This is a genomic window from Carboxylicivirga litoralis (assembly GCF_025499605.1).
Classification (GTDB): Bacteria; Bacteroidota; Bacteroidia; order Bacteroidales; family Marinilabiliaceae; genus Carboxylicivirga; species Carboxylicivirga litoralis.
The window spans coordinates 25,828-48,572 of record NZ_JAFMVC010000011.1 but is presented as its reverse complement, the minus strand read 5'-3'; the positions used below and the strand labels follow the sequence as shown (position 1 = coordinate 48,572).

At 35.9% G+C, this 22,745-nt stretch carries 21 protein-coding genes; 2 read left to right on the top strand and 19 right to left on the bottom strand.

The annotated features are described in order from the left end of the window. Positions 1 to 63: 63 nt before the first annotated feature. The 3 genes from polA to J1N10_RS11625 all read right to left on the bottom strand — a co-directional run bounded on the left by polA (position 64) and on the right by J1N10_RS11625 (position 3,978). Complete coding sequence (gene polA, locus J1N10_RS11635; RefSeq protein WP_262326880.1) at positions 64 to 2,841, bottom strand: DNA polymerase I; 2,778 nt, start codon at positions 2,839 to 2,841, stop codon at positions 64 to 66. Positions 2,842 to 3,162: 321 nt separating this feature from the next. Then, positions 3,163 to 3,660, bottom strand: a complete 498-nt coding sequence (locus tag J1N10_RS11630; protein ID WP_262326879.1) for a 6-pyruvoyl trahydropterin synthase family protein — start codon at positions 3,658 to 3,660, stop codon at positions 3,163 to 3,165. A gap of 12 nt (positions 3,661 to 3,672) precedes the next feature. Beyond that, on the bottom strand, positions 3,673 to 3,978 hold the full coding sequence (locus J1N10_RS11625; protein ID WP_262326878.1) for an ArsR/SmtB family transcription factor: 306 nt from the start codon (positions 3,976 to 3,978) through the stop codon (positions 3,673 to 3,675). A 179-nt stretch (positions 3,979 to 4,157) separates the two neighbouring features. Between J1N10_RS11625 and J1N10_RS11620 the strand changes: the two genes are divergently transcribed. Next, positions 4,158 to 5,132 (top strand): polyprenyl synthetase family protein, encoded by a 975-nt coding sequence (locus J1N10_RS11620; RefSeq protein WP_262326877.1) that lies wholly within the window; start codon positions 4,158 to 4,160, stop codon positions 5,130 to 5,132. 79 nt (positions 5,133 to 5,211) lie between these two features. On the opposite strand, the gene deoC is transcribed toward J1N10_RS11620, so the two are convergent. The 3 genes from deoC to dtd are packed head-to-tail and all read right to left on the bottom strand — an operon-like array spanning position 5,212 to position 6,929. After that, the gene (gene deoC, locus J1N10_RS11615; protein ID WP_262326876.1) at positions 5,212 to 6,102 is read right to left on the bottom strand and encodes a deoxyribose-phosphate aldolase; all 891 of its coding nucleotides are present in this window, start codon (positions 6,100 to 6,102) and stop codon (positions 5,212 to 5,214) included. A gap of 48 nt (positions 6,103 to 6,150) precedes the next feature. Next, positions 6,151 to 6,477, bottom strand: coding sequence for a nucleotide pyrophosphohydrolase (locus J1N10_RS11610; RefSeq protein ID WP_262326875.1), 327 nt, complete (start codon positions 6,475 to 6,477; stop codon positions 6,151 to 6,153). After that, positions 6,477 to 6,929: a D-aminoacyl-tRNA deacylase gene (dtd, locus tag J1N10_RS11605; RefSeq protein ID WP_262326874.1), complete on the bottom strand. Its 453-nt coding sequence runs from the start codon at positions 6,927 to 6,929 to the stop codon at positions 6,477 to 6,479. Before dtd ends, J1N10_RS11610 begins: the two co-directional genes overlap by 1 nt. 145 nt (positions 6,930 to 7,074) lie before the next feature. Here dtd and J1N10_RS11600 point away from each other — a divergent pair, with 145 nt between their 5' ends. Continuing rightward, on the top strand, positions 7,075 to 8,061 hold the full coding sequence (locus J1N10_RS11600) for a lipoate--protein ligase (protein ID WP_262326873.1): 987 nt from the start codon (positions 7,075 to 7,077) through the stop codon (positions 8,059 to 8,061). A 56-nt stretch (positions 8,062 to 8,117) separates the two neighbouring features. On the opposite strand, the gene uvrC is transcribed toward J1N10_RS11600, so the two are convergent. The 13 genes from uvrC to nadA all read right to left on the bottom strand — a co-directional run bounded on the left by uvrC (position 8,118) and on the right by nadA (position 22,535). Then, positions 8,118 to 9,941, bottom strand: a complete 1,824-nt coding sequence (gene uvrC / locus J1N10_RS11595; RefSeq protein ID WP_262326872.1) for an excinuclease ABC subunit UvrC — start codon at positions 9,939 to 9,941, stop codon at positions 8,118 to 8,120. Further along, positions 9,931 to 11,568, bottom strand: coding sequence for an adenine deaminase (ade, locus tag J1N10_RS11590; RefSeq protein ID WP_262326871.1), 1,638 nt, complete (start codon positions 11,566 to 11,568; stop codon positions 9,931 to 9,933). The genes uvrC and ade overlap by 11 nt, the downstream gene beginning before the upstream one ends. Before the next feature lie 22 nt (positions 11,569 to 11,590). Continuing rightward, on the bottom strand, positions 11,591 to 13,468 hold the full coding sequence (gene mnmG / locus J1N10_RS11585; protein WP_262326870.1) for a tRNA uridine-5-carboxymethylaminomethyl(34) synthesis enzyme MnmG: 1,878 nt from the start codon (positions 13,466 to 13,468) through the stop codon (positions 11,591 to 11,593). A gap of 41 nt (positions 13,469 to 13,509) precedes the next feature. Continuing rightward, positions 13,510 to 13,932, bottom strand: coding sequence for an rRNA maturation RNase YbeY (gene ybeY, locus J1N10_RS11580; protein ID WP_262326869.1), 423 nt, complete (start codon positions 13,930 to 13,932; stop codon positions 13,510 to 13,512). Beyond that, positions 13,933 to 14,340, bottom strand: coding sequence for an ATP-binding protein (locus J1N10_RS11575; RefSeq protein ID WP_262326868.1), 408 nt, complete (start codon positions 14,338 to 14,340; stop codon positions 13,933 to 13,935). It lies immediately after the preceding gene. 117 nt (positions 14,341 to 14,457) lie between these two features. Next, entirely contained in the window at positions 14,458 to 15,606 is a 1,149-nt protein-coding gene (locus J1N10_RS11570) for a murein hydrolase activator EnvC family protein (RefSeq protein WP_262326867.1), read from the bottom strand. Beyond that, a complete protein-coding gene (locus J1N10_RS11565; protein ID WP_262326866.1) occupies positions 15,596 to 16,438 on the bottom strand; it encodes a DUF4292 domain-containing protein in 843 nt (280 codons plus the stop codon). Before J1N10_RS11565 ends, J1N10_RS11570 begins: the two co-directional genes overlap by 11 nt. Further along, complete coding sequence (locus tag J1N10_RS11560; protein ID WP_262326865.1) at positions 16,438 to 18,183, bottom strand: tetratricopeptide repeat protein; 1,746 nt, start codon at positions 18,181 to 18,183, stop codon at positions 16,438 to 16,440. Before J1N10_RS11560 ends, J1N10_RS11565 begins: the two co-directional genes overlap by 1 nt. Before the next feature lie 23 nt (positions 18,184 to 18,206). Continuing rightward, positions 18,207 to 18,644: a dUTP diphosphatase gene (gene dut / locus J1N10_RS11555; RefSeq protein ID WP_262326864.1), complete on the bottom strand. Its 438-nt coding sequence runs from the start codon at positions 18,642 to 18,644 to the stop codon at positions 18,207 to 18,209. Beyond that, the gene (locus tag J1N10_RS11550) at positions 18,641 to 20,101 is read right to left on the bottom strand and encodes a lipopolysaccharide biosynthesis protein (RefSeq protein ID WP_262326863.1); all 1,461 of its coding nucleotides are present in this window, start codon (positions 20,099 to 20,101) and stop codon (positions 18,641 to 18,643) included. The genes dut and J1N10_RS11550 overlap by 4 nt, the downstream gene beginning before the upstream one ends. A 4-nt stretch (positions 20,102 to 20,105) precedes the next feature. Next, complete coding sequence (ruvB, locus tag J1N10_RS11545) at positions 20,106 to 21,119, bottom strand: Holliday junction branch migration DNA helicase RuvB (protein ID WP_262326862.1); 1,014 nt, start codon at positions 21,117 to 21,119, stop codon at positions 20,106 to 20,108. 7 nt (positions 21,120 to 21,126) lie between these two features. Then, entirely contained in the window at positions 21,127 to 21,516 is a 390-nt protein-coding gene (locus tag J1N10_RS11540; RefSeq protein ID WP_262326861.1) for a response regulator, read from the bottom strand. 23 nt (positions 21,517 to 21,539) lie between these two features. Further along, entirely contained in the window at positions 21,540 to 22,535 is a 996-nt protein-coding gene (gene nadA / locus J1N10_RS11535; protein ID WP_262326860.1) for a quinolinate synthase NadA, read from the bottom strand. Positions 22,536 to 22,745: the final 210 nt, after the last annotated feature.

Here is a 22,745-nt window from a genome sequence, read left to right as displayed (position 1 = left end):
TACAAAACTCTGAACCCGAAACTGGGCACCTCAGAACTATCAAGCATCTCATATCTCAACATCCTAATGCGCTTCTAGCCAATTAACTCCAACGCCCATATCTACATCGAGCGGTACCGATAATTGAATGGCATTTTCCATTTCTTCTTTCACAATGACTTTCACCTGCTCTTCTTCTACCTTTAGTACATCGAAGTTCAATTCATCGTGCACCTGCAATATCATTTTTGAAGCGATATTTTCGCTTTCAAAACGTTTTTGGATATTCACCATGGCCTGCTTGATAATATCGGCTGCAGTACCCTGTATGGGCGCATTAATAGCATTACGCTCGGCCATGCCACGCACCACCCCATTGCGCGAGTTAATATCACTCAGGTTACGCTTGCGACCATACAGTGTTTCCACATAGTTGTTTTCGCGGGCTTTGGCCACGCTACCATCCATAAACTCCTTCACACCCGGGAAACTCTCAAAATAACCGTCGATAATCTCTTTGGCTTCCTTGCGTGGGATGGTGAGGCGCTCGGCCAGTCCAAAAGCCGAAATACCATAGATAATACCGAAGTTGGCCGTCTTGGCTTTGCGTCTCATATCACTGGTCACCTCTTCTAAGGGCACTTTAAATATTTTGGCAGCTGTAGCCGCGTGAATATCCTCGCCCCGGTTAAACGCCTCGATCAAATGCTGGTCTTTGCTAAAATGCGCCATCAATCGCAACTCTACCTGTGAGTAGTCGGCCGATAAAAACACATGCTCATCATCCGATGCCGTAAAGGCTTTACGTATCTCTTTTCCATTCTCATCTCTAATCGGAATATTTTGCAGGTTCGGGTTATTGGAACTTAATCGTCCGGTCACCACAGTAGCCTGGCTATAGCTGGTGTGAATCTTACCGGTTTTTTCATTAATCAGTTTTGGCAGAGCCTCCACATAGGTATTTAAAAGTTTAACTAAACCACGGTATTCCAGAATAGCCGGAATAATCTCGTGTTTATCTTTAAGTTTCTGCAGAATCTCTTCTCCAGTGCTGTATTGTCCACTCTTAGTCTTCTTGGCTTTGGCATCTATTTTCAGATGCTCAAACAACACTTCGCCCACCTGTTTCGGACTGGAAATATTAAAAGGCATACCTGCCAATTCTTCTATCTTTTTTTCCAGCTCGATGATTTGTACACGTAGTTTTTCCGCGAAGTCTTTCAAAGCCTTGTCATCAAGCTTCACCCCTTCAAACTCCATATTGGCCAATACGGCAATTAAAGGCATTTCAATGTCGTGAAACAACTTCTCCACATCACTGCCCTTCAACTCCTCTTTGAATTTCTCCGCCAACTGAAACGTTATATCCGCATCCTCAGCGGCATAATCAAGAATATTCTCCTGGGCAATATCGCGCATATTCTTTTGATTCTTGCCTTTAGGCCCAACAATTGCTTCGTAAGATATTGGTGTATAATTCAGATAGGTCTCGGCCATAAAATCCATGCCATTCTTCAATCCCGGATACAGCAGATGATGCGCCACCATAGTATCAAAATACGGCCCTTTAACATTGATGCCATAGTTCTTCAGCACCAGCAGGTCGTATTTCAGGTTCTGAGCAATTTTTGTTGTTCTTTCATCCTCAAACACGGCTTTAAATGAATCAACAATAGCATTATCTATCAAACCATTATGCATCACAGGAACATAATAAGCTTCATGGGCTTTCCAAGAGAATGACATCCCAACTAGTTCAGCCTCCATCGCATTTACCGAAGTGGTTTCCGTATCAAAACAAAATTGCTTCTTAGTACTTAACTCAGCTCTTAAAGAAGCTAGCTTTTGTTCGTTGTCAACCAGGTAGTAATGATGTACCACATCTTTTAGGGTCTGGCGCGATGTATAAGTTTCTTCCACCACTTCTTCTACGGGTGCTGCTGCCATCCCAAATAAATCGCCCTGAACAGGCTTTGTTCCATACAAGGCATTGATGCGCGATATCAGATTCTTAAATTCCAGCTCATCAAACAATTGATTGATGGCCTCCATGTTAGGCTTTTCTTTTTTCAAGGACTCCACATCCAGCTCTACCGGCACATCCAGACGAATCGTTGCCAGTCGATACGATAATTCCACCTGCTCGCGGAAATTTATCATATTCTCCTTCTGCTTGCCTTTTAGCTCGTCGATGTGCTCATAAATACCCGGAATGCTGCCATAGGCCTTAATTAGGTCTTTGGCGCGTTTCTCGCCCACACCAGGGCACCCCGGAATGTTATCAGCTGCATCGCCCCACAAAGCCAGTATATCAATGACTTGAAGTGGATTTTCGATTTCAAACTTTTCCTTTACTTCGTCAATGCCCCAGATGTCGATACCACCTCCCTTGCTGCGAGGCTTATACATAAACACATTCTCTTTCACCAACTGGGCATAATCTTTATCGGGCGTCACCATATAGGTTTTAAAGCCAGCTTCGGAAGCTTTAGCAGACAAGGTGCCTATTACATCATCGGCTTCAAACCCGTCTTTTACGATGACTGGAATATTCATGGCCTCAATCAATTGCTTGATATATGGCACCGATGCCTTGATATCTTCAGGTGTGGCATCGCGATTAGCTTTGTATTCGGGAAATTCTTCGTGACGAAAATTAGGCCCTGACGGGTCGAAAACAACAGCAATGTGCGAAGGATTTTCTTTGGTTAAAATCTCCAAAAGCGAATTGGTAAATCCAAAAATGGCGGATGTATTAAACCCTTTGGAATTGATTCGTGGGTTACGAATAAATGCGTAATAGGCTCTGAATATTAATGCATAAGCATCTAACAAATACAAATCCTTCCTTTCTTCTGCCATAGCTATTGTGTGTTTTTTTTGCTAAGATAAATAAATAGCTGCTAGCAACTAGTGTCATGCCAAATCTAATGCTGTAGTTTAAAATATAAATCCCTCTCTCCCTTCGGGTGTCTCCCCAAGGGGAGTATGGTAGAATATACAAATCTTCCCCTGGGGAAGTGCCGATAGGCGATGGGGGCAATAAAATTAACAATACAAGCCGCTGGCTTATTTGCAGCTTGCTTAAAAATAAAAACGGATAACATCGCTATTTTAAAATTAAAAATAACAATGTCATCCGTTACTAGAAGCTATTGGCTATCAACTGGAAGCCATCAGCTTTTATTCATTATCACTTGCGAACCACTCAGCATAGCTGGTGGCAGTTTCGTTGAGCTTTAAGCTGAATAATTGAATATTTTCAGGCAACCTTTTTTTAATGCGTTCAGCAAAATCAACCAACATATTTTCACAAGTCGGCTGATAGTCAACTATCTCATGACGCTCTCCCATCTGAGGTAAAGCCAACAGTTGTTTCGAAGGCGCATTGTTACTAAGTACAACAGCATGGTCAAGCTTATCCACTATCTCTTCGTTTACAATCTTTTTCAAATCACCAAAATCCATGACCATGCCTAGTTTTGGATTGCTCATATCATTAATTGGCTCTCCCAACACTGTCACATTCAATATGTACGAATGTCCATGCAGGTTTTTGCATAAACCATCGTAATTCCATAAGGCATGTGCCATTTCAAATCGAAACTCCTTGGTTAATCGTATTTTTGCCATCATCACTAAATAAAAAAAGACTGAATAAATCAGCCTTAATATCTTCAACTTCTTACTCGATTACTTTACTATTGTACATTTACTCACACAGTCAACTATATTTCTCAGACTATTGTGTTTCAGATAGTAAAATGTATTTTTTCCCTGGCGCTCACTTGCCAAAACACCTTTATCCTTTAGAATACCTAAATGATGAGATGTAGTTGATTGCTCAATATTTAGCAATTTATGAATTTCAGTAACCGTTAATTTACTACCATCTTCTAAGTGGCTAAGAATGGCGATGCGCATGGGATGTGCAATAGCTTTAAGCATACCTGCTGCCCGGTCAAGCATCTCCGTATCTAAATCTTTAATCTTCATCATTTGGTCAATATTATTAAAATACTTACAAATGCAAATATATAACTATCTTGTTATATTAGCATTACGAACGGGCAAAAATATTTAAATATTTAGATAATATCAATATGATGGATAAAAATCCTGAATATTATTTAAATTTGGCATCCATCGCTAAAAGTTGGTATTAGAAAGAAATTGACATGTCAGATACATCAATCATAAAAGCTCCTATACAGGAGGAAATGAAGCAATTTGAGCCTTTTTTCAAGGAACAATTGAAGTCTAAAATTCCTCTTCTCGATATTATCACGAATTATGTATTACGCCGCAAAGGGAAACAAATGCGACCGATGCTGGTGTTTTTAGCCGCAAAATTAAATGGTGAAATATCTGAAGCCAGTTATATTTCGGCCACTCTCATTGAGCTATTGCATACAGCTACACTTATTCATGATGATGTAGTTGATGAAACTTATCAGCGACGAGGATTCTTTAGTATTAATGCCTTGTGGAAATCAAAAATCGCGGTTTTAGTGGGTGATTTCTTTTTATCCAAAGGTTTAAGCTTATCACTAAAGACTGACCAAATTGATGTATTAAAAGTCGTTTCGGAAGCCGTTACTGAAATGAGTGAAGGCGAATTGCTTCAAATCGAAAAATCACGTAAACTGGATATTACAGAGGATGTTTATTACGAAATAATTCGTAAAAAAACTGCTACCCTCATTGCTGCCTGCACCAAAGCCGGTGCCCTGTCTGTTGGAGCCAATGGTGATAAATTCCAAAGTATGGCTGATTTTGGAGAAAGCCTGGGTATTGCCTTCCAAATTCGTGATGATTTGTTTGATTACGAGCAAAATGGCCTAATTGGCAAACCTACAGGCAATGATATCAAGGAGAAAAAATTAACGCTTCCTCTGATTTATGCCCTCAACAATGTGGATAAAAGCGAACAACGCCGCATTCTGCGCATGATTCGTCGCCACCATAAAAATGAAAAGAAAGTGCAGGAGATCATCGCGTTTGTTAAGGCTAACGGTGGCATTGAATATGCTAACGAACAAATGGAAGCCTATGCACAAAAAGCGAAAGATACGCTCAACAACTACGAAGATTCAGAAGCTAAAACGGCTCTGTTAACAATGGTTGATTACACGCTAAAACGTAAAAAATAAACTATCACAACATAAAAAAATCGCTTCTTGATCCCATGTGGAACGATTGAAGCGATTTTTTTTATTTCAATACTTCAGATTAAAAGTACTTAATCTCTTTTCGATAGCCATTTTCCAGTTCAAACACATCACTTAATAAGTTATTGGCCAATCGACTGGCTCCTATCCTGAATAGTTTATTATTCAGCCATTCTTCGCCACATATCTGTTTCACCAGGCAATAATAAATCAAGGCATCTTCGGCGGTTGAAATTCCTCCGGCAGGTTTAAAACCAATCTTCTGTCCTGTTTCGTTGTGGAACATTTTAATAGCTGACAGCATCGTAAAAGCTGCTTCAAAGGTGGCTGCCTGTTGTTGTTTACCAGTCGATGTTTTAATGAAATCTGCGCCATATTCCATAGCGATGATACTCGAATTCCATACATCTTCTTGCTTATCAAATGTGCCCGATTCAAGGATTACTTTTAAATGCGCCTCCCCCATTACACTTTTAATAGCTTTAATCTCCTCGCCTACAAACTCGTAGTTGCCTTCCATAAACTCACCAACCGACTGTACAATATCAATTTCGGTAGCACCAAAATCAACAGCACGTTGCGTTTCCATCTTTTTAACATCAAGGAAGGTTTGTGATGAAGGAAAACCAGCTGAAACGACGGCACGTCCTATTGCTTCATCCTTCAAACCACTTTTTAATACGGCTGCAAATGCCGGATAAACACACATGGCAGCTACCTGTGGAACAAAATCGAAGTGAGTTGGCAATTCATTCACTTTTTCTACAAAGTCCCTGATACTATCAGCAGAGTCTTCTGTATTTAAAGATGTAAGGTCAATGCAATTGAATAATAGTTTTAAAACCTCCTTATCCTGTTTTAAAGCCTTAGCTTCTTGTTTAGCACGTTCAATTCCTTCTGCCATTTGCGCATCAGAAATTGTAAATTTGAACTTATCCAATAGTCCTTCCATATCCTTAAAGCTTATAGCTGTTAGCTACTTGCCACCAGCTTGTTATAATTATTTTAATTTATCGTTATCTAAGTGTCGTGTCTTATCACGCTCTGTCTTTTTGGCCATGTTTTTAGCAAAAGCTTCTTCCAGATCCACCCCTGTTTGATTGGCCAGGCAAATCAACACCCAAAGTACATCGGCCATTTCGTCGGCCATATCCACTTTTAAATCTGATTTTTTAAAAGACTGGTCACCATATTTGCGAGCCATAACACGGGCTAATTCACCAACTTCTTCTGTTAAAATGGCCATATTGGTCAATTCACTAAAATAGCGAACACCAAAAGTCTTAATCCACTTATCAACGTGTTCCTGAGCTTCAGATAATTTCATTATTCCTTTCTTTTAGAATCAATTATAATGGTTACAGGCCCATCATTAATCAATTGCACCTGCATATTTGCTCCAAACTCGCCTGTTCCTACTTCAACGCCACTCGCCTGTTCAAGTTTTTGAACAAACTCTTCATACAAAGGAATAGCAAGCTCTGGCCCTGCGGCGTTTATATACGATGGTCTGTTTCCTTTTTTTGTGCGCGCCTGCAGTGTAAACTGACTAATCACTAATAAACCGCCTTTGACGTCTAAAACTGATTGATTCATTACCCCTTCTTCATCATCGAAAATACGCAAATTAACAGCCTTTTTAACCAGCCAATCAATATCATCCGAAGCATCATTAGGTTCGATACCAACTAAAATCATTAATCCCTGTTTAACGGATGATTTAACCCGACCAGCAATTGCAACGGATGCTTCACTCACTCTTTGAATTACCAAACGCATAAATTGTATTTTAAAAGTCGAAAATACAATATATCTTTCGATAGTTCACATTAAAAATTCAAAACCCGACCATTTGGTCTATTTCTGTCCTAAACAAAAAAGGTAGATTGAAGTTTATTAGGAAATATAAAACCTCAGAAAATAAATGAACGGACTATTAAGCACTACAAATAATCCGGCCTTTAACCTGGCTACAGAAGAGTACTTGTTAAGACATTCGGATAAAGACGTTTTCTTTTTATACACTAATTCGCCTTCGATTATTGTAGGGAAGCATCAAAATACACTGGCGGAAATTAATTATCGCTATGTCAATGAAAATAATATACCAGTATATCGCCGATTATCAGGTGGAGGCACCGTTTACCACGATAATAATAACTTAAACTTTTGCTTTATACAAACAGGTAAAAAAGGTGAATTAGTGAATTTTGCTAAATATTCAGAACCTATCCTTCTTGCGCTTAAGTCACTAGGTATCAATGCCACGTTTGGCAAACGCCATGACATCCAGATTGAGGGTAAAAAAGTATCAGGTAATGCCTCACACGTCTACAAAAATCGCGTAATGCACCATGGTACTTTACTCTTTAGTTCTGATTTACATGTATTAAATAAATCGCTTAAAAACAACCCTTTAATAATAAAAGACAAAGCAGTAAAATCAGTTCGGAGCGAAGTAACCAATATTTCAAATTATTTAGAAGCCTCGTTTGCTTATGAGAAATTTGTTCAAAGCATATTTAAGGCGCTTTTAAGCTATTATCAGCATTCATCTACACTATTACTCACTTCTGATGAAATAGACAAAATACGGACTATTTCGGAGGAAAAATACAACACTTGGGAATGGAACTATGGTTACAGCCCAAACTTTGAATTAAACCAACGCTACAAGCTTAAAAATGGGGTTCGCATAAATAGTCACATAAAAGTTGAAAAAGGATTGATTACTGAATGCAATATAAAATCATCGAACCAAACATTCGAAAATTTAATAACGGAAATTCAAAAATTAGTCTTGCATGTTCAACACGATAAAAAAACACTAAAAGATATATTATTTTTAACAATAGGTAAAAATCAATCAACTCAAATCATTTCTCAACTGATTGATGGGTTTTTTAGCTAGAAGTAGTTTTTATCAGATAGAACTACAGATACATTATAACACTGTTCTACTGGTATTTACAAGGTTTTACCTTCATTAAAATATGAATGTATTTTATTAGCCTTATCATTCCCCACAACAGCCGCTAAATTTTCGATTGTAGCTGCTTTTATATTGTTAAATGACTTAAATTGTTTATATAGCACCTCAATTGTTTTATCACCTATGCCAGAAATATTGTTTAGCTCTGATTGTATAAAATTGATGGAGCGTTTTTGTCGATGAAAGGTAATTCCAAATCGGTGTGCTTCATTTCTAAGGTGCTGAATTATTTTTAAGGTCTCTGAATTTTTATCCAGGTACAAAGGAACGGGATCACCTGGATAAAATATTTCTTCCAAACGCTTCGCGATTCCAATAACCGAAATTTGCTCCGTTAATTCCAGGTCTCTCAAAATTTTTACAGCAGCTCCAAGCTGGCCTTTACCACCATCAATGACGACTAATTGAGGTAATCCCTGCCCTTCATCTTTAAGACGCTTATAACGCCGATAAACCACTTCTTCCATTGAAGCGAAATCATTGGGACCTTCAACCGTTTTAATATTAAAATGACGATAATCCTTTTTAAACGGCTTTCCATTTCGAAAGACAACACAGGCAGCCACAGGATTTGTACCTTGAATATTGGAGTTATCAAAGCATTCAATGTGACGAGGTAACACTTTTAAACGTAAATCTGATTGCATTACTTTCATCAAACGTTCTTCCCGTGGTTCCTTTTTATGAAGAGACTGTTGCTTTAGTTTATCTAGGCGATAGTATTTAACGTTTCGTTCCGATAAATCCATTAATTTCTTTTTATCACCAATTTTAGGAACACTAAAACGAATCCGTTCAAAATCTACATCCAACTTAAATGGTACCAAAACTTCACGCGCTAATAACTTTAAACGGGTTTGAATTTCGGTGATCGCTAACAACAATATTTCTGCCTTGGTTTCATCCAAACGCTTTCGAAATTCCATTGTGTGCGATTGAATAATGGCGCCATTAACGACTCTAAGAAAATTAACGTAAGCTGATTTGTCATCATCAATGATGCTAAACACATCAACATTGGTAATCTTAGGATTGACTACAGTTGATTTCGACTGATAACCTTTTAATAATTCAATTTTATTTTTTATCTCTTCTGCCCTCTCAAACTCTAATTCTTCTGCATAATTCATCATTATCTGATGCATGTATTTCAATACAGAAGATATATTTCCCTGAAGTATTTCTTTAACCGCTTGTATGTTTTCCTGGTAAATTACTTCCTCATATTGACCGATACAAGGTGCTTTACACTTTCCAATATGAAACTCTAAACATTCACGAAATTTACCTTCAGAAATATTTTCCTCACTTAAGTTATGCTTACACGTACGAATTGGATATATCTGTCGAAATAATTCAATAAGGGTTCGCACCATTCCCACCGAAGTATAAGGACCAAAATAAGCACTTCCATCGCGTACAAAATTACGTGTTTGAAATACACGTGGAAATCGTTCATTTTTGACGACTATATATGGAAAAGATTTATCGTCTTTCAGTAGTATATTATATCGGGGCTGATACTTTTTAATAAGGTTATTCTCGAGCAATAAAGCGTCTTCTTCCGTATCAACAACAATGTGTTTTATGTCGAAAATATTACGAACAAGTATCCTGGTTTTACCATCATCATGCTGTTTTGAAAAGTAAGATGAGACGCGTTTCTTTAAGTTTTTAGCCTTACCTATATATATGATAATACCATCTTCGTTAAAATACTGGTAAACACCAGGAGAAGATGGTAGTGACTGAACCAATAATTTCAGTCTGTTTTCACGTTCAGAAGTACTATTTTTCATCCAAAAATAAACTGGTAAAGGCGAATTTGTTCACATCAAAAAGTCCTTTATCTCCAATTTTTAACGAAGGAATAACCAATAAAGACATAAACGCTAAAGTCATAAATGGTGCCTTCATGTTACATCCCATTTGTTTTACAAAGGTGTTTAATGCAGTATATTTACTTGCAACTTCATCACCCGGTTGTGTACTCATCAAGCCGGCAACAGGCAGTTTTAATAATAGTTTCTGTTCCGAATTACAAGCAATAATACCTCCTTTTGATTCAATGATACCATTAATTGCAGTTAATAAAGACTCATCATCACATCCAATAGCTACAATATTATGACTATCATGAGCTACAGAACTAGCCAATGCACCTTGTTTTAAACCAAAATTTTTAATAAACCCTATAACAGGTTTAGTCGGAGAATAACGATTTACAACAACAATTTTTAGAATATCTTCGTTTATATTTGATTGTAAACACACCCCTTTTTGACTACTTGTTTGCCAAATGTATTCATCCGTCAATAACTCACCATCGTCCGCTAGCATCACTTTCACTTTAGAATTATCATCTGGAGCTATAACTTTTAAATCATTTAATACTAACGGAGAGCAATTAAACTTATTAATCACATCCGACTTTGGTAGATCGAATAATATATTTCCTCCTTCAGCAACTTTTACACCGTCAATATAGGTGGCTAAAACATTAAAAGAATCCAGCGAATCTACTTCAATAAAATCAGCATTATCTCCTTCACGAAGTAATCCAACAGGTAAATTGTAATGCTGAACAGGGTTAATTACCGCTGTTTGATACATGTCGAAAATGGAATACCCTTTACTTAATCCAAGGCGAATTAGTCGATCAATATGCCCTTTTTCAATAATCAAATCAGGGTGACTATCGTCGGTACACAACATTGTATTGAGCGGTTCTTTGATAATTAATTCATGCAAAGCCTCAAAATTTCGTGCCGCACTTCCCTCTCTAATTTGTGTTTTTATACCAAGTTTAATCTTTTCCAGTGCCTCTTCAATTGTAAACGATTCATGATCGGTACTAATTCCACCATCGGCATATTTAACCAACTCATCCCCTTTTACACCAGGTGCATGTCCATCAATTGGTACATTATATTGCTGCGCCAATTTTAGTTTCTTCCAGACTTCTTTATCCTGATAAATCACTCCTGGAAAATTCATCATTTCTGCTAAAAAAGGAGCCCCTTTTCGAAGTAAATATTCTACATCATCACTTTCAATCCGACTTCCTGAACTTTCAAAATCAGTAGCAGGCACACAAGATGGAACGCCAAAAAAACACTTCAAGGGTACCTTTTCTGCATCATTCATCATATACTCCACTCCTTTAACGCCGAGTACATTTGCTATTTCATGAGGATCAGAAACTACTCCGACCGTTCCACGTGGAACAACTAATTCCGCAAATCGAGATGGTATTAACATACTACTCTCAATATGAACATGACTATCAATTAAACCAGGTAAAATATAGTTGGAATAATTTAATTCACTTTTTTCAATTTTTATAATTACATTATTACTAATCGTAATCCTTCCAGGAGAAACAGAACGGTTAAAAATATCAACAATATTACCTTCTATAATCATATTATTTGTTTCACGTGGAACACTATCGCCCCATTAATACTAATAGAACATTTATATCACTAGGAGAAACACCAGAAATCCGACTAGCCTGCCCAATCGTTTCTGGTTGAATTTTTGTTAGTTTTTGACGAGCTTCGGTTGAAAGAGACTTGATAGAGTCGTAATCAAACTTATTGAGAATATTTAAATTTTCTAGTCGTTTAAACTTGTCAGCTAATATTTTTTCACGATTAATATAACCAGAGTACTTTAAAATAATTTCAGCTGCTTCTAAAATTTCATTTCGACGATTATCAGGAATCGTTTCAGAAAACTCTTTAAAAGAAACAACTCCATCTAATAAGTCAGAAATCGAAATTTGAGGACGCATTAAAATATCAACCAACTTTACCCCTTGCTTTAAGGGCGAAGTACCTTTTGATTCTAACCAATCGTTTAAAAATTTTGGTTTAACACTATAATCCTTTAGAAATTGAATGACCGAGTCACGCAATTCTATTTTTTGATTTAGGTGGATCATACGCTCCTCTCCTGCTAAACCAATTTTAAAACTTTTAGGTGTAAGACGTGTATCCGCATCATCTTGGCGCAAAAGAATTCTGAATTCAGCACGTGACGTAAACATGCGATATGGTTCATCTACCCCTTTTGTGACCAGATCATCAATTAACACACCAATATACGCTTCATCCCTTCGAAGAACAAACTCTTCCTTCTGATTAATTTTTTGATGGGCATTAATGCCAGCCATCAACCCTTGTGCTGCCGCTTCTTCGTATCCTGTTGTTCCATTAATTTGTCCAGCAAAATAGAGATTACTAACAGCCTTAGTTTCTAAAGTATGATATAATTGCGTAGGTTCGAAAAAGTCATATTCAATGGCATAGCCAGGTCTAAAGACTTTAACATTTTCTAAACCAGGAACAAGCTTTAAAGCATCAATTTGAGTTTGAAGCGGAAGTGACGAACTAAACCCATTAAGATAATATTCGATGGTAGTTTCACCTTCGGGCTCTAAAAACAGCTGATGCCTTTCTTTTTCTGCAAACGTAACAATCTTAGTTTCAATACTAGGACAATAGCGAGGACCAATGCTTTGTATAGTACCGTTATACATCGGTGACTCATCAAGCCCTTCTTCTAGTTTTTTATGAACATCAGGATTTGTATAAGTGATATAACAACTCCTTTTCTTTAATCCATTATCAGGTTGAGGAAGATAACTGAAGTGATAATTATCTGAATCACCCTTTTGCTCTTCACATTTATCAAAATTAATACTTCTTTCATCAATACGAACCGGTGTTCCTGTTTTCATACGACCAACAGTAAACCCTCTATCAAAAAGCTGTTCAGATAAACCTTTTGAAGCTGGTTCAGAAACACGACCACCTTCGGAAGTTACTGAACCAATGTGCATTAACCCATTTAAGAATGTGCCTGTTGTTAAAATCACAGCCTCTGATAAGAACTCCACATTATTTGCAGTTCTGACGCCTTTAATTATGTTATCCTGAAAAATTAACTGCACAACTGAGTCTTGCCAGAAAGAAACATTTTTAGTTTGCTCTAATTGTGATCGCCATTCTGAAGAAAAAACCATTCGATCACATTGTGCTCTTGGACTCCACATAGCAGGACCCTTAGATCTATTAAGCATCCTAAATTGGATTGAGGACTTATCAGTAATAATACCAGTATATCCACCCAAGGCATCAATTTCACGAACAATCTGTCCTTTAGCAATACCACCTATAGCAGGATTACATGACATTTGAGCAAAACGTCCCATATCCATAGTAATGAGCAAAACCTTACTACCCAAGTTGGCTGCAGCAGCTGCTGCTTCACAACCAGCATGCCCTCCCCCTACGACAATAACATCGTATTTAAAATCCATACGTCAAAAATTATTCATTCACTGTTAGATAAACAGCAAAATTAATGAAAAGTTGATAACAATGATAAAGCCTTATCTTCCTCTCTACGCATTATGGCTTTTTCATCGTCTGTAGCATCTTTAAATCCTATTAAATGAAGTATTCCGTGAATAATTACTCGATGTAATTCGTTTTTAAATTCAGTATTAAACTGCTCGGAATTACTTTTAACCGTATCAATACTGATAACTAAATCTCCAGATATAATATTACTTATACAATAATCGAAAGTAATAATATCTGTATAGTAATCATGATTTAAATATTGCTTGTTAACAGAAAGTATGTGATCATCAGAACAAAATAAATAACTAATATCACCAGCTTCTTTAGAATATGAAGCTATTATCGTATCAATCCAATGCTTAGTTTTATCATTTAAGAACTCAGGAAATGGAGTATCTTGATTATAAAATTCTATCATTTAGATGATATTGAAGGTCATTTTTACGATACTTCCTTCTTCTTCAAACTCGATATCGTCAGCTAAATGATGCATCAGAAAAATACCTCGACCATGTGTTTTTTCAAGGTTTTCTGGCTTGGTTGGATCGGGAATATTCGTATAGTCAAATCCTGTTCCCTCATCTATAATAGTAAACTCTACTTTCTCGTCGTCTATTGAGTATTCGACTGTAACCAGCTTCTCCTTATCTAGTTTATTTCCGTGAACAATTGCATTATTAACCCCTTCAACTACAGCCAATAATAATTTCCCATATATATCACTGTGCAAATCATATTGACTCGACATATCATCGATTAATTTCTCGACAATATTGATATTTTTCGTTTCGGAGTTGAATTCTAATTTATTCACGGTCAATTCCATTATATATAGCTTAAAATTAGAAGAAGAAAGGGAATATTAACATCCTCTTAATCAATACTCTAATAACTCTCACGTTTTATACGAAATATTCGTAAAATGGTTATAAATTATTTAAAATTATTTTAGTAACCATAGCTCAGGGTTCAATTTCACACTTTCTTCCCAAATTTCAAAATGAAGAACACCAGAATTTTCACCCTTTCCGCTGTATATAGTACCGATATTCATGTTTTTAGTTACATTTTGTCCAGGTTTTACATGAACATTCTCAATATTGGCATAAACAGTTAAAAATCTTCCATGACGGACTAAAACAGCTTTATTATAACCAGGAATTGGAACTATTCGACTAACTTTTCCACTGAAAACTGACTTCGCTACATTATCAGAAGTACTTTGAATATCAATTCCATTATTATTAACCTTAACATACTTTAATACTGGATGTTGATGCTCACCAAACTGACTCACCACTATTCCTTGTTTGACAGGCCACAATAATTTCCCCTTTGACAAGTGAAAATCGGATGGTTCAACACTTTCCTTAGTCATTTCAGCAATAACTTTTACAATAGCATCTTCAAGCTTTTTTAGCGCACGCTTTTGTTTTCTTAATTCTTGTTTGACCGATGATTCTTTACGCTTTAAATCTTGAATATTTCTATTTACCGACTGTTTATCATTTAACAGCTTTTTATGTTGCGATTTGACGCTGTTTAAGGCATTATTTTGAACTTTTAATTTAGTGTTGAGTAATTGGTATGAATTATCTAATTGTTCAGCATTTTTTTCGATTAAAAGGCCCTGATTATGCCTGAAACGATTATACTCCTTGAGCATTACAAAACGCCTGTAAGCTTCATTAAAAGATTCAGCACCAAAGAAAAATGAAAGCTCATTATAACGTTTTTTATTATTATATGTCTCAGATATTAATTTCGCATATTGTTGTTTTAATTGCTCCAACTTATCCTGAGTAGTACTAATTTCAATCTCAATGGTTTTAATATCTGTTTCCAAAAGCGCAATTTCCTCTTCATAAAGCGCAATTAAACGTTCTCTATCCTTAATTTGCAGACTAAGAAGGTTAACATTCTTTAAACTCGTACGTTTTTGTTTATTATAGGTAACAAGCAGCGCATTTGCATTTTTAATACGTTGATTAAGCTGCTTTTTTTCGCTTTCAAGCTCGTCTAATGTTTGCGCTGAAGCCTGAAGACTAAGGAACAGACTAAAGAAAAAAAGGAACCAAGTATTAATTCTCATTGTTCAAATCAATTTTCTTGTATTTATCGGAAAACTTAAAACCTAAGGAGCTTTCGCCATTGATATCTATATGATCAAAATTTAAAAGAATTGTAAAAGCGTTGTTTCCTCGATTTCCATTAATTATAACTTCAGAAGGAAAAAGCGAATTATTGATGTCTACAAAATTATCGTAACCGATAACTAGCTCACTATTAACATCAAAATCCTTAATATTTACTTTTGATATTTTAAAGACATCTGGCATAATTGCAAACTGATGATAAACAATATTCATTGTTTTTTCTTTCTTATACTTTCGTTCAAACTTGCCATTTTTTAGGGATTGAAGCAAATAAACATCCTTACCTACTTCATGTTTATAACGCTTAATTAATTTTTGATCATTACTAATCGGATAAACAAACAATTCATTAGTTAAGATACTTTGAAGAGTATGATAATCCATTTCAACTAAAAACCTATCCCATAATAACTTATAATCACCACGCGTATATGTCTTCTTCCTTTTATCGAGTATTTCAACAGCATTAGGCGTTAAACGAACTCTGTACCATTCTATCCCTTTAAGAATGGAAATAATTATTGATGAATCCTTTTGAATGTATATATTACCGGAGATTGATAAAGAATTATTGTCATCGCTATATTTAGCTTTGAAGCGTTTATAAAAAAGCGTATTATAACTAATATAATTATCTTCTGTAGAATTGATTAACTTATAGTCCGCTATATTTTTTAAAGTCCCCTTTTTCGTATAAAATTCCTGCGTTGCCTTACATCCAGAAAGCACCAAAATAATTCCAATCAGTATAATCCCAACCTGCCTCACTACTCAATATATGTTTTAGCTTCTATCTTTTGCTTTATTGTTTCACTTTCACTACCCATATCAAGGGCTTTTTTCCATTGCATAATGGCAGCTTCTACATCGCCGTTATTATAAAGAATATCACCATAATGCTCAACAATAACAGCACTGTCATCACCGCCATTATCAATCGCACGTTCGATAATATATTTAGCTTCGAAATACCGACCTCGTTTGAACAAGACCCATGCATAAGTGTCTAGATAAGTAGAATTACCGGGTTCCAGTTCAACACACTTGCTACTCATCCGCTCAGCTTTATCTAAATCCTTATTTTCAAGGGTTAAATAATAACTATAGTTATTTAGAACGATAATATTTAATTCGTCAATTTTTAGAGATTTTTCATAAGATGAAAAAGCCTTTTCACTGTCCTTGTTAGCGTAAGCGATATCGCCAATATTAGCATAAAATTGAGCTTTCATAACTTTATTATCCTTCACCTTTGATAAACCGAGCTCTAACAAGCGTAAAGCTTCGTCATTATCATTTAACTGACCTGCAGAACTACCTGCAATCAGATAAAAGAAAGCATTATCAGGATAATGTGTTAACGCCACTTTAGCATTGCCATAAATATTCTTAAAATCCTGACTATCGATCATTAGTAAAAGATAATCCTGCCAAATCAGTTCATTTTTCTCTTCAATCGATAATGCATCACGATAGGCAATTATGGCATTTTCATTATCATTTAATGCCCTATAGAAGTTCCCTTTATAAACATAGGCCATGGCTTCATAAGGATGTGCCTCTATAATCGTATCTAAGAATTCAACTAAAAACCCTTTGTATTTTTGTATATTCTTACTGTCCATTAAAAATGGTAAAATACGTTGGAATTTAAGTTCGAAAGGCGTCGTTTTTGAAGCTAATGCTTTGTTATAATAATTGACAAAACTAGTGGTATCATTTGCTTGAAAGGACAAATTACCAAGACTAAAATAAGCAGTTACATTATCAGGATCCTTATCAAGTACAATGTTATAGTATTTGCGGGCATTATCATGATCTTCAAGATACAGGTAATAGTCTGCTATAAAACCGTAATACCTGGCTTCATCAGGATACTTTTTAATTAATTTATTTAACTCTTGCAGTGCCGACTTATTTTTACCTAAATCAAGTAATATCTTCTCTTTTTCAAGAATAATCACTTCGTTTAACCCAAGCCTCTTTTCAAGTCTATCGTAAGCTGATAAGGCCTTCTCCTTTTCTCCATTACGTTGATATACTTGAGCTAATCCGTATAAGTACTCATCGTTATTGGGATGATCTTCAACAATTTGCTCATATAATCGTATAGCCTGAAAACCCATCTTATTTTGTTGATATAACTCGGCTAACATCAAACGATACCATATGTTTTCGGGTTCAATAGTAATGGCACGCTCAAGTAATCCCTGAGCTTTAACTACCTCTTTACCTGCAACTAATATATTAGCTAATTCATACATTGATGCACTACTGGTAGGATCAATTTTTAAACACTCAGTCAGATACATGGCAGACTTTTCGTAGTTACCTTTCATTTTTTCTCGGTTAGCTTCGTAGAAAAAATAATCGAACTTACGTTTTTGAATATCGTCCAATTGAACCTTTTGTATCTGTTCTTTACTAACTTCAATAGTTGAAGTAGGCTTAACAGAACTACACCCTACAAACAGAATAGCAGTAAGAGCTATGAACCAGAATCTAATATACATTGCAATAAATAATTTAATAAGAGTTAATTAGTTCCAGTATGACCAAAGCCACCACTTCCTCTTACGGTTTCTTCTAGTATTTCAACTTCTTTAAGCTCAACTTTGGAATACTGAGCTATCACCATTTGACAAATACGTTCCCCATCATTAATGGTAAAATCTTCATTAGACAGGTTAACAAGTATCACCTTAATTTCACCTCTATAATCAGCATCAATGGTACCAGGAGTATTTAAAACAGTTACACCAAACTTAGCAGCCAAACCACTACGAGGACGTATTTGAGCTTCATGACCATCGGGCAATTGAATATAGAGACCTGTTGGAATTAACACACGCTGTAGAGGTTTTAATATAACAGGACCATCAATATTGGCCCTTAAATCCATACCAGCAGAGTGTTCTGTACTATATCCAGGTAAATCGTGCTTGCTTTTATTAATAATTTGAACTTGTGTCATGATAAAATTTTAATTAACTCCTTTCTTTCAATAATATAAAGAAAGGCAAAATAACTAACAAATATAGTGCCTTTGATGGCATAATGAAATAATAGATTATCTGAACCTAAGAGTTGACTAACATAAACGACAGCAATTGCTACAAAAATATGTAAGACAACTTTCAACACAGGATAATGAATCGGATAATACTTTTGTCCCAGTACGTATGAAAGAACAGTCATAATTAAGAAACAAATTAAAGAACTAATGGCTGCACCAACATATCCGAATAATGGCACAAATACAATATTTCCTACAATAACTAACACTGCACCAACGCCACTTATAACCGCACCGTAATGCGTTCTGTCAGTCAGCTTATACCATAATGATAATGAGTAATATATACCGAAAAACAATTGTCCCATCAGAATGAACGGGATAATTACATTTCCTTCATAATATTCAGGAACTAAAAGAATATTGACGACATCGATAAAAACCAATACACTTACGAAAATAATGCAACCGAAAATGACAAAGTATTTCAGTATTCGGGCATACAAATCTTTTGATGCTTTTTCCTTTCCTTCCTTAAAGAAAAATGGTTCGAAGGCTAAGCGATAAGATTGTATAAACAAAGCCATCAAGATGCCAATTTTGTAGTTGGCGCCATAAATAGCTAATGCTTCCATTGCATTCTCGCTTATTAAATGCGGCATTAAAATCTTATCGATATTTTGAATTAACATACCAAATAATCCAACAACCATAATAGGTGATGAATAATGAAGCACTTTTTTGATTAATTCTACATTGAACTGAGCTTTGACAAACAGCATCTGTGGAATTAAGAAAAAGCTGATTAAAACAGAGCTGAAAAGATTAGATACAAAAACGTAATAGAGCTTGTTATTTGGATTAAAAATAAGTTCAATAAAGTCATACCCCTCTTTTAATAGATAAGGGCAAATAACAAGAAAAAAGACATTAAAACCGATATTTAATAGAACGGATATGAACTTCAATGAAGCATATCGAACCGTTTTATTCTGTATTCGTAAATCAGCAAAAGGAATGCTGGTGATGGCATCAATAGCGACTATAAGCGCACCAATGACATAATATTCAGCAACTAAATATTCATTACCAAGTACATGCGCAATTGAATCTTGAAATAAAACGACTAAAGCGACAAAAAGCAAACTAAAAACAGTGATAACAGCGCCAAGGTTTTTCAGTAAAACCTCACGTTTGTATTCTTTAGCAAATCTGAAATAGCCAGTTTCAAAACCAAGCGTGAGCAATACTAAAACAACGGCTATGTAACTATAAATATTTACGACACCGCCAAATTCAGAAGTATCTAGTGTTCTGATATAGAATGGCATTAACAGCCAATTCAGCAATCGTCCAAGAATAGTACTCACACCATAAATGATGGTATCACCGGCCAGCTTTTTTAGTTTACTCAAAATATTATGAAAATAGGGTTCCCTGGTTTAAATTGGTTTCTCGTCCTAAATGTTCATAGGCATGGGCAGTGGCCATTCGTCCACGAGGAGTTCGCTTAATGAAACCCTCCATGATCAGAAATGGTTCATAGACTTCTTCGATGGTACCAGCGTCTTCTCCAACCGCGGTTGCGATAGTATTAACGCCAACAGGACCGCCACCAAACTTATCAATTAAAGTCAATAGAATTTTATGATCCATCGTGTCTAAGCCAAAAGTGTCAATGTTTAAGGCATTTAAGGCTAATTTACTAATGTCCAGATTAATGGTACCATCACCTTTAACCTGGGCAAAATCACGGACACGACGAAGCAAAGCATTTGCTATACGAGGTGTTCCACGACTACGGCGAGCTATTTCATCAGCTGCATTCTGATGAATACGAACTTCAAGTATGTCAGCTGAACGTTCTATGATATGCGCTATCGTTTCTGAATTATAATATTCAAGATGGCTATTAATACCAAAACGAGCCCTTAAAGGCGCAGTTAATAATCCACTGCGTGTAGTGGCTCCAATTAATGTGAAGGGATTTAAATCAATTTGAATACTACGCGCACCAGGCCCTTTATCAATCACAATATCAATACGGAAATCCTCCATTGCACTGTATAAATACTCTTCAACAACAGGACTTAATCGATGAATCTCATCTATAAAAAGAACATCGTTTTCTTCCAGACTGGTTAAAATACCAGCCAAATCACCAGGTTTATCCAAAACAGGTCCACTGGTCAATTTAAAACCAACACCAAGCTGATGTGCAATTATATTTGATAAAGTCGTTTTTCCTAATCCCGGAGGACCGTGAAGCAAAACATGATCTAATGCATCGCCTCGCATTTTGGCGGCTTGCACAAATATTTCAAGGTTTTCGACAATTTTATCCTGCCCTTTAAAATCAGAAAAAGAGAGTGGCCGTAAAGCCTTTTCCAGTTCTTTCTCCGTATCTCCATTACCTCTTATGTCGAAACTCATACACAGCTTAAATAATATTCAACTTCTTTAAATTATTGAAGAATTCCTGAAGGTCGAATGGTTTGGCCATGTATTCGTCCATACCATATGATAAACACTTTTCCCGATCTGCATCGTAAGTATTGGCTGTTAAACCAACAATGGGCATATGTTGCTTTGTGTCCTTTTCTTTTTCACGAATAGCAACAGTGGTTTCGAGGCCATCCATTATTGGCATCATCAAATCCATCAATATCAAATCATAATGCCCGCTTTCTAACTTGTCGAGTGCTTCACGTCCATGGTTAGCTATATCAATTTTAAATCCATACTTCGACAGATTAAGAAAAATAAGCTTTTGATTTAATACATTATCTTCTACCAGTAAAACAGATACAGGATGTTCTAACTTTTCCATTACAGGTTGGGTTGATTAAGTTATTAAAGGCCGGCCTTTTTAGAAATATCCAACATTCTATTAATTGGTTTAACAGCATCATTGCGTATATCTTCATCAACATCAATTGATGGCCATTCATATTTTAAGGCGTTATATAATTTTTCGAGCGAATTTAATTTCATGTACTCACAATCGTTGCACGCGCAGGTTGAATCATTAGGCGGAGCAGGTATAAATTCCTTATTCGGACTTTCCTTTTGCATCTGATGAATAATACCCGATTCAGTAGCCACAATAAACTGAGTGGCTTCATTGTTGATAGAGTATTTCAATAAGGCAGCTGTACTTCCAACATAATCGGCTAACAACAATAAAGGCTTTTTACATTCAGGATGTGCTAAAACCAATGCCTCAGGATGCTCTTTTTTCAATTCTACAATCTTTTCTACTGAAAATTTCTCATGCACGTGACATGCTCCATCCCACAACACCATTTCGCGCCCGGAAATACTATTCAGGTAATTACCAAGATTACGGTCAGGACCAAAGATAATCTTTTCATTTTTAGGTAAACTATCGACCACATTCTTCGCGTTCGTTGATGTCACCACAATATCCGATAAAGCTTTAATCTTAGCAGTTGTATTTACATAGGTCAATACCGTATGATCCGGATGTTTCTCAACAAAAGATTTAAATTTCTCAGGAGGACAACTATCGGCCAGGCTACATCCGGCATTTAAATCAGGTACTAACACCAATTTATCAGGCGAAAGAATTTTAGCAGTCTCTCCCATAAAGTGAACACCGGCTAAAACGATGATTTTAGCGTCTGTTTTGGCCGCTTCTTGTGCAAGGGCTAAACTATCCCCAACAAAGTCGGCAATGTCTTGTATTTCGTCTGTCTGATAGAAATGAGCCATTATTATAGCATCCTTCTCTTTCTTCAAACGAGTAATTTCTTTTACAATATCCACATCAGTTGGAACCGGTTCGTCCACATATCCACTTTTCAACCAACTATCCTTTATATTCATATAATATTTAGAAAGAAATTAAAAAATATAGTAATAATAATATCCTGTTAGTAAGGTTAGTATTTTTATTCAATAAAGTTTGTTTGTTCTGTTTTTACACTCAAATAAAGCCTTACTAACTGCTTATTAACATGTTTAAAATCTGTTAATTCATTGATATTAATTATCTTTTAAACGATTTTAACAATCTGTTAATAGGCATCAAATTTA

Coding starts and splice junctions, on each gene's coding strand:
- polA (WP_262326880.1), bottom strand. CDS start 2,841: ATGGCAGAAGAAAGGAAGGATTTGTATTTGTTAGATGCTTATGCATTA.
- J1N10_RS11625 (WP_262326878.1), bottom strand. CDS start 3,978: ATGATGAAGATTAAAGATTTAGATACGGAGATGCTTGACCGGGCAGCA.
- J1N10_RS11620 (WP_262326877.1), top strand. CDS start 4,158: ATGTCAGATACATCAATCATAAAAGCTCCTATACAGGAGGAAATGAAG.
- deoC (WP_262326876.1), bottom strand. CDS start 6,102: ATGGAAGGACTATTGGATAAGTTCAAATTTACAATTTCTGATGCGCAA.
- J1N10_RS11610 (WP_262326875.1), bottom strand. CDS start 6,477: ATGAAATTATCTGAAGCTCAGGAACACGTTGATAAGTGGATTAAGACT.
- dtd (WP_262326874.1), bottom strand. CDS start 6,929: ATGCGTTTGGTAATTCAAAGAGTGAGTGAAGCATCCGTTGCAATTGCT.
- J1N10_RS11600 (WP_262326873.1), top strand. CDS start 7,075: ATGAACGGACTATTAAGCACTACAAATAATCCGGCCTTTAACCTGGCT.
- uvrC (WP_262326872.1), bottom strand. CDS start 9,941: ATGAAAAATAGTACTTCTGAACGTGAAAACAGACTGAAATTATTGGTT.
- ade (WP_262326871.1), bottom strand. CDS start 11,568: ATGATTATAGAAGGTAATATTGTTGATATTTTTAACCGTTCTGTTTCT.
- mnmG (WP_262326870.1), bottom strand. CDS start 13,468: ATGGATTTTAAATACGATGTTATTGTCGTAGGGGGAGGGCATGCTGGT.
- ybeY (WP_262326869.1), bottom strand. CDS start 13,932: ATGATAGAATTTTATAATCAAGATACTCCATTTCCTGAGTTCTTAAAT.
- J1N10_RS11575 (WP_262326868.1), bottom strand. CDS start 14,340: ATGGAATTGACCGTGAATAAATTAGAATTCAACTCCGAAACGAAAAAT.
- J1N10_RS11570 (WP_262326867.1), bottom strand. CDS start 15,606: ATGAGAATTAATACTTGGTTCCTTTTTTTCTTTAGTCTGTTCCTTAGT.
- J1N10_RS11560 (WP_262326865.1), bottom strand. CDS start 18,183: ATGTATATTAGATTCTGGTTCATAGCTCTTACTGCTATTCTGTTTGTA.
- dut (WP_262326864.1), bottom strand. CDS start 18,644: ATGACACAAGTTCAAATTATTAATAAAAGCAAGCACGATTTACCTGGA.
- ruvB (WP_262326862.1), bottom strand. CDS start 21,119: ATGAGTTTCGACATAAGAGGTAATGGAGATACGGAGAAAGAACTGGAA.
- J1N10_RS11540 (WP_262326861.1), bottom strand. CDS start 21,516: ATGGAAAAGTTAGAACATCCTGTATCTGTTTTACTGGTAGAAGATAAT.
- nadA (WP_262326860.1), bottom strand. CDS start 22,535: ATGAATATAAAGGATAGTTGGTTGAAAAGTGGATATGTGGACGAACCG.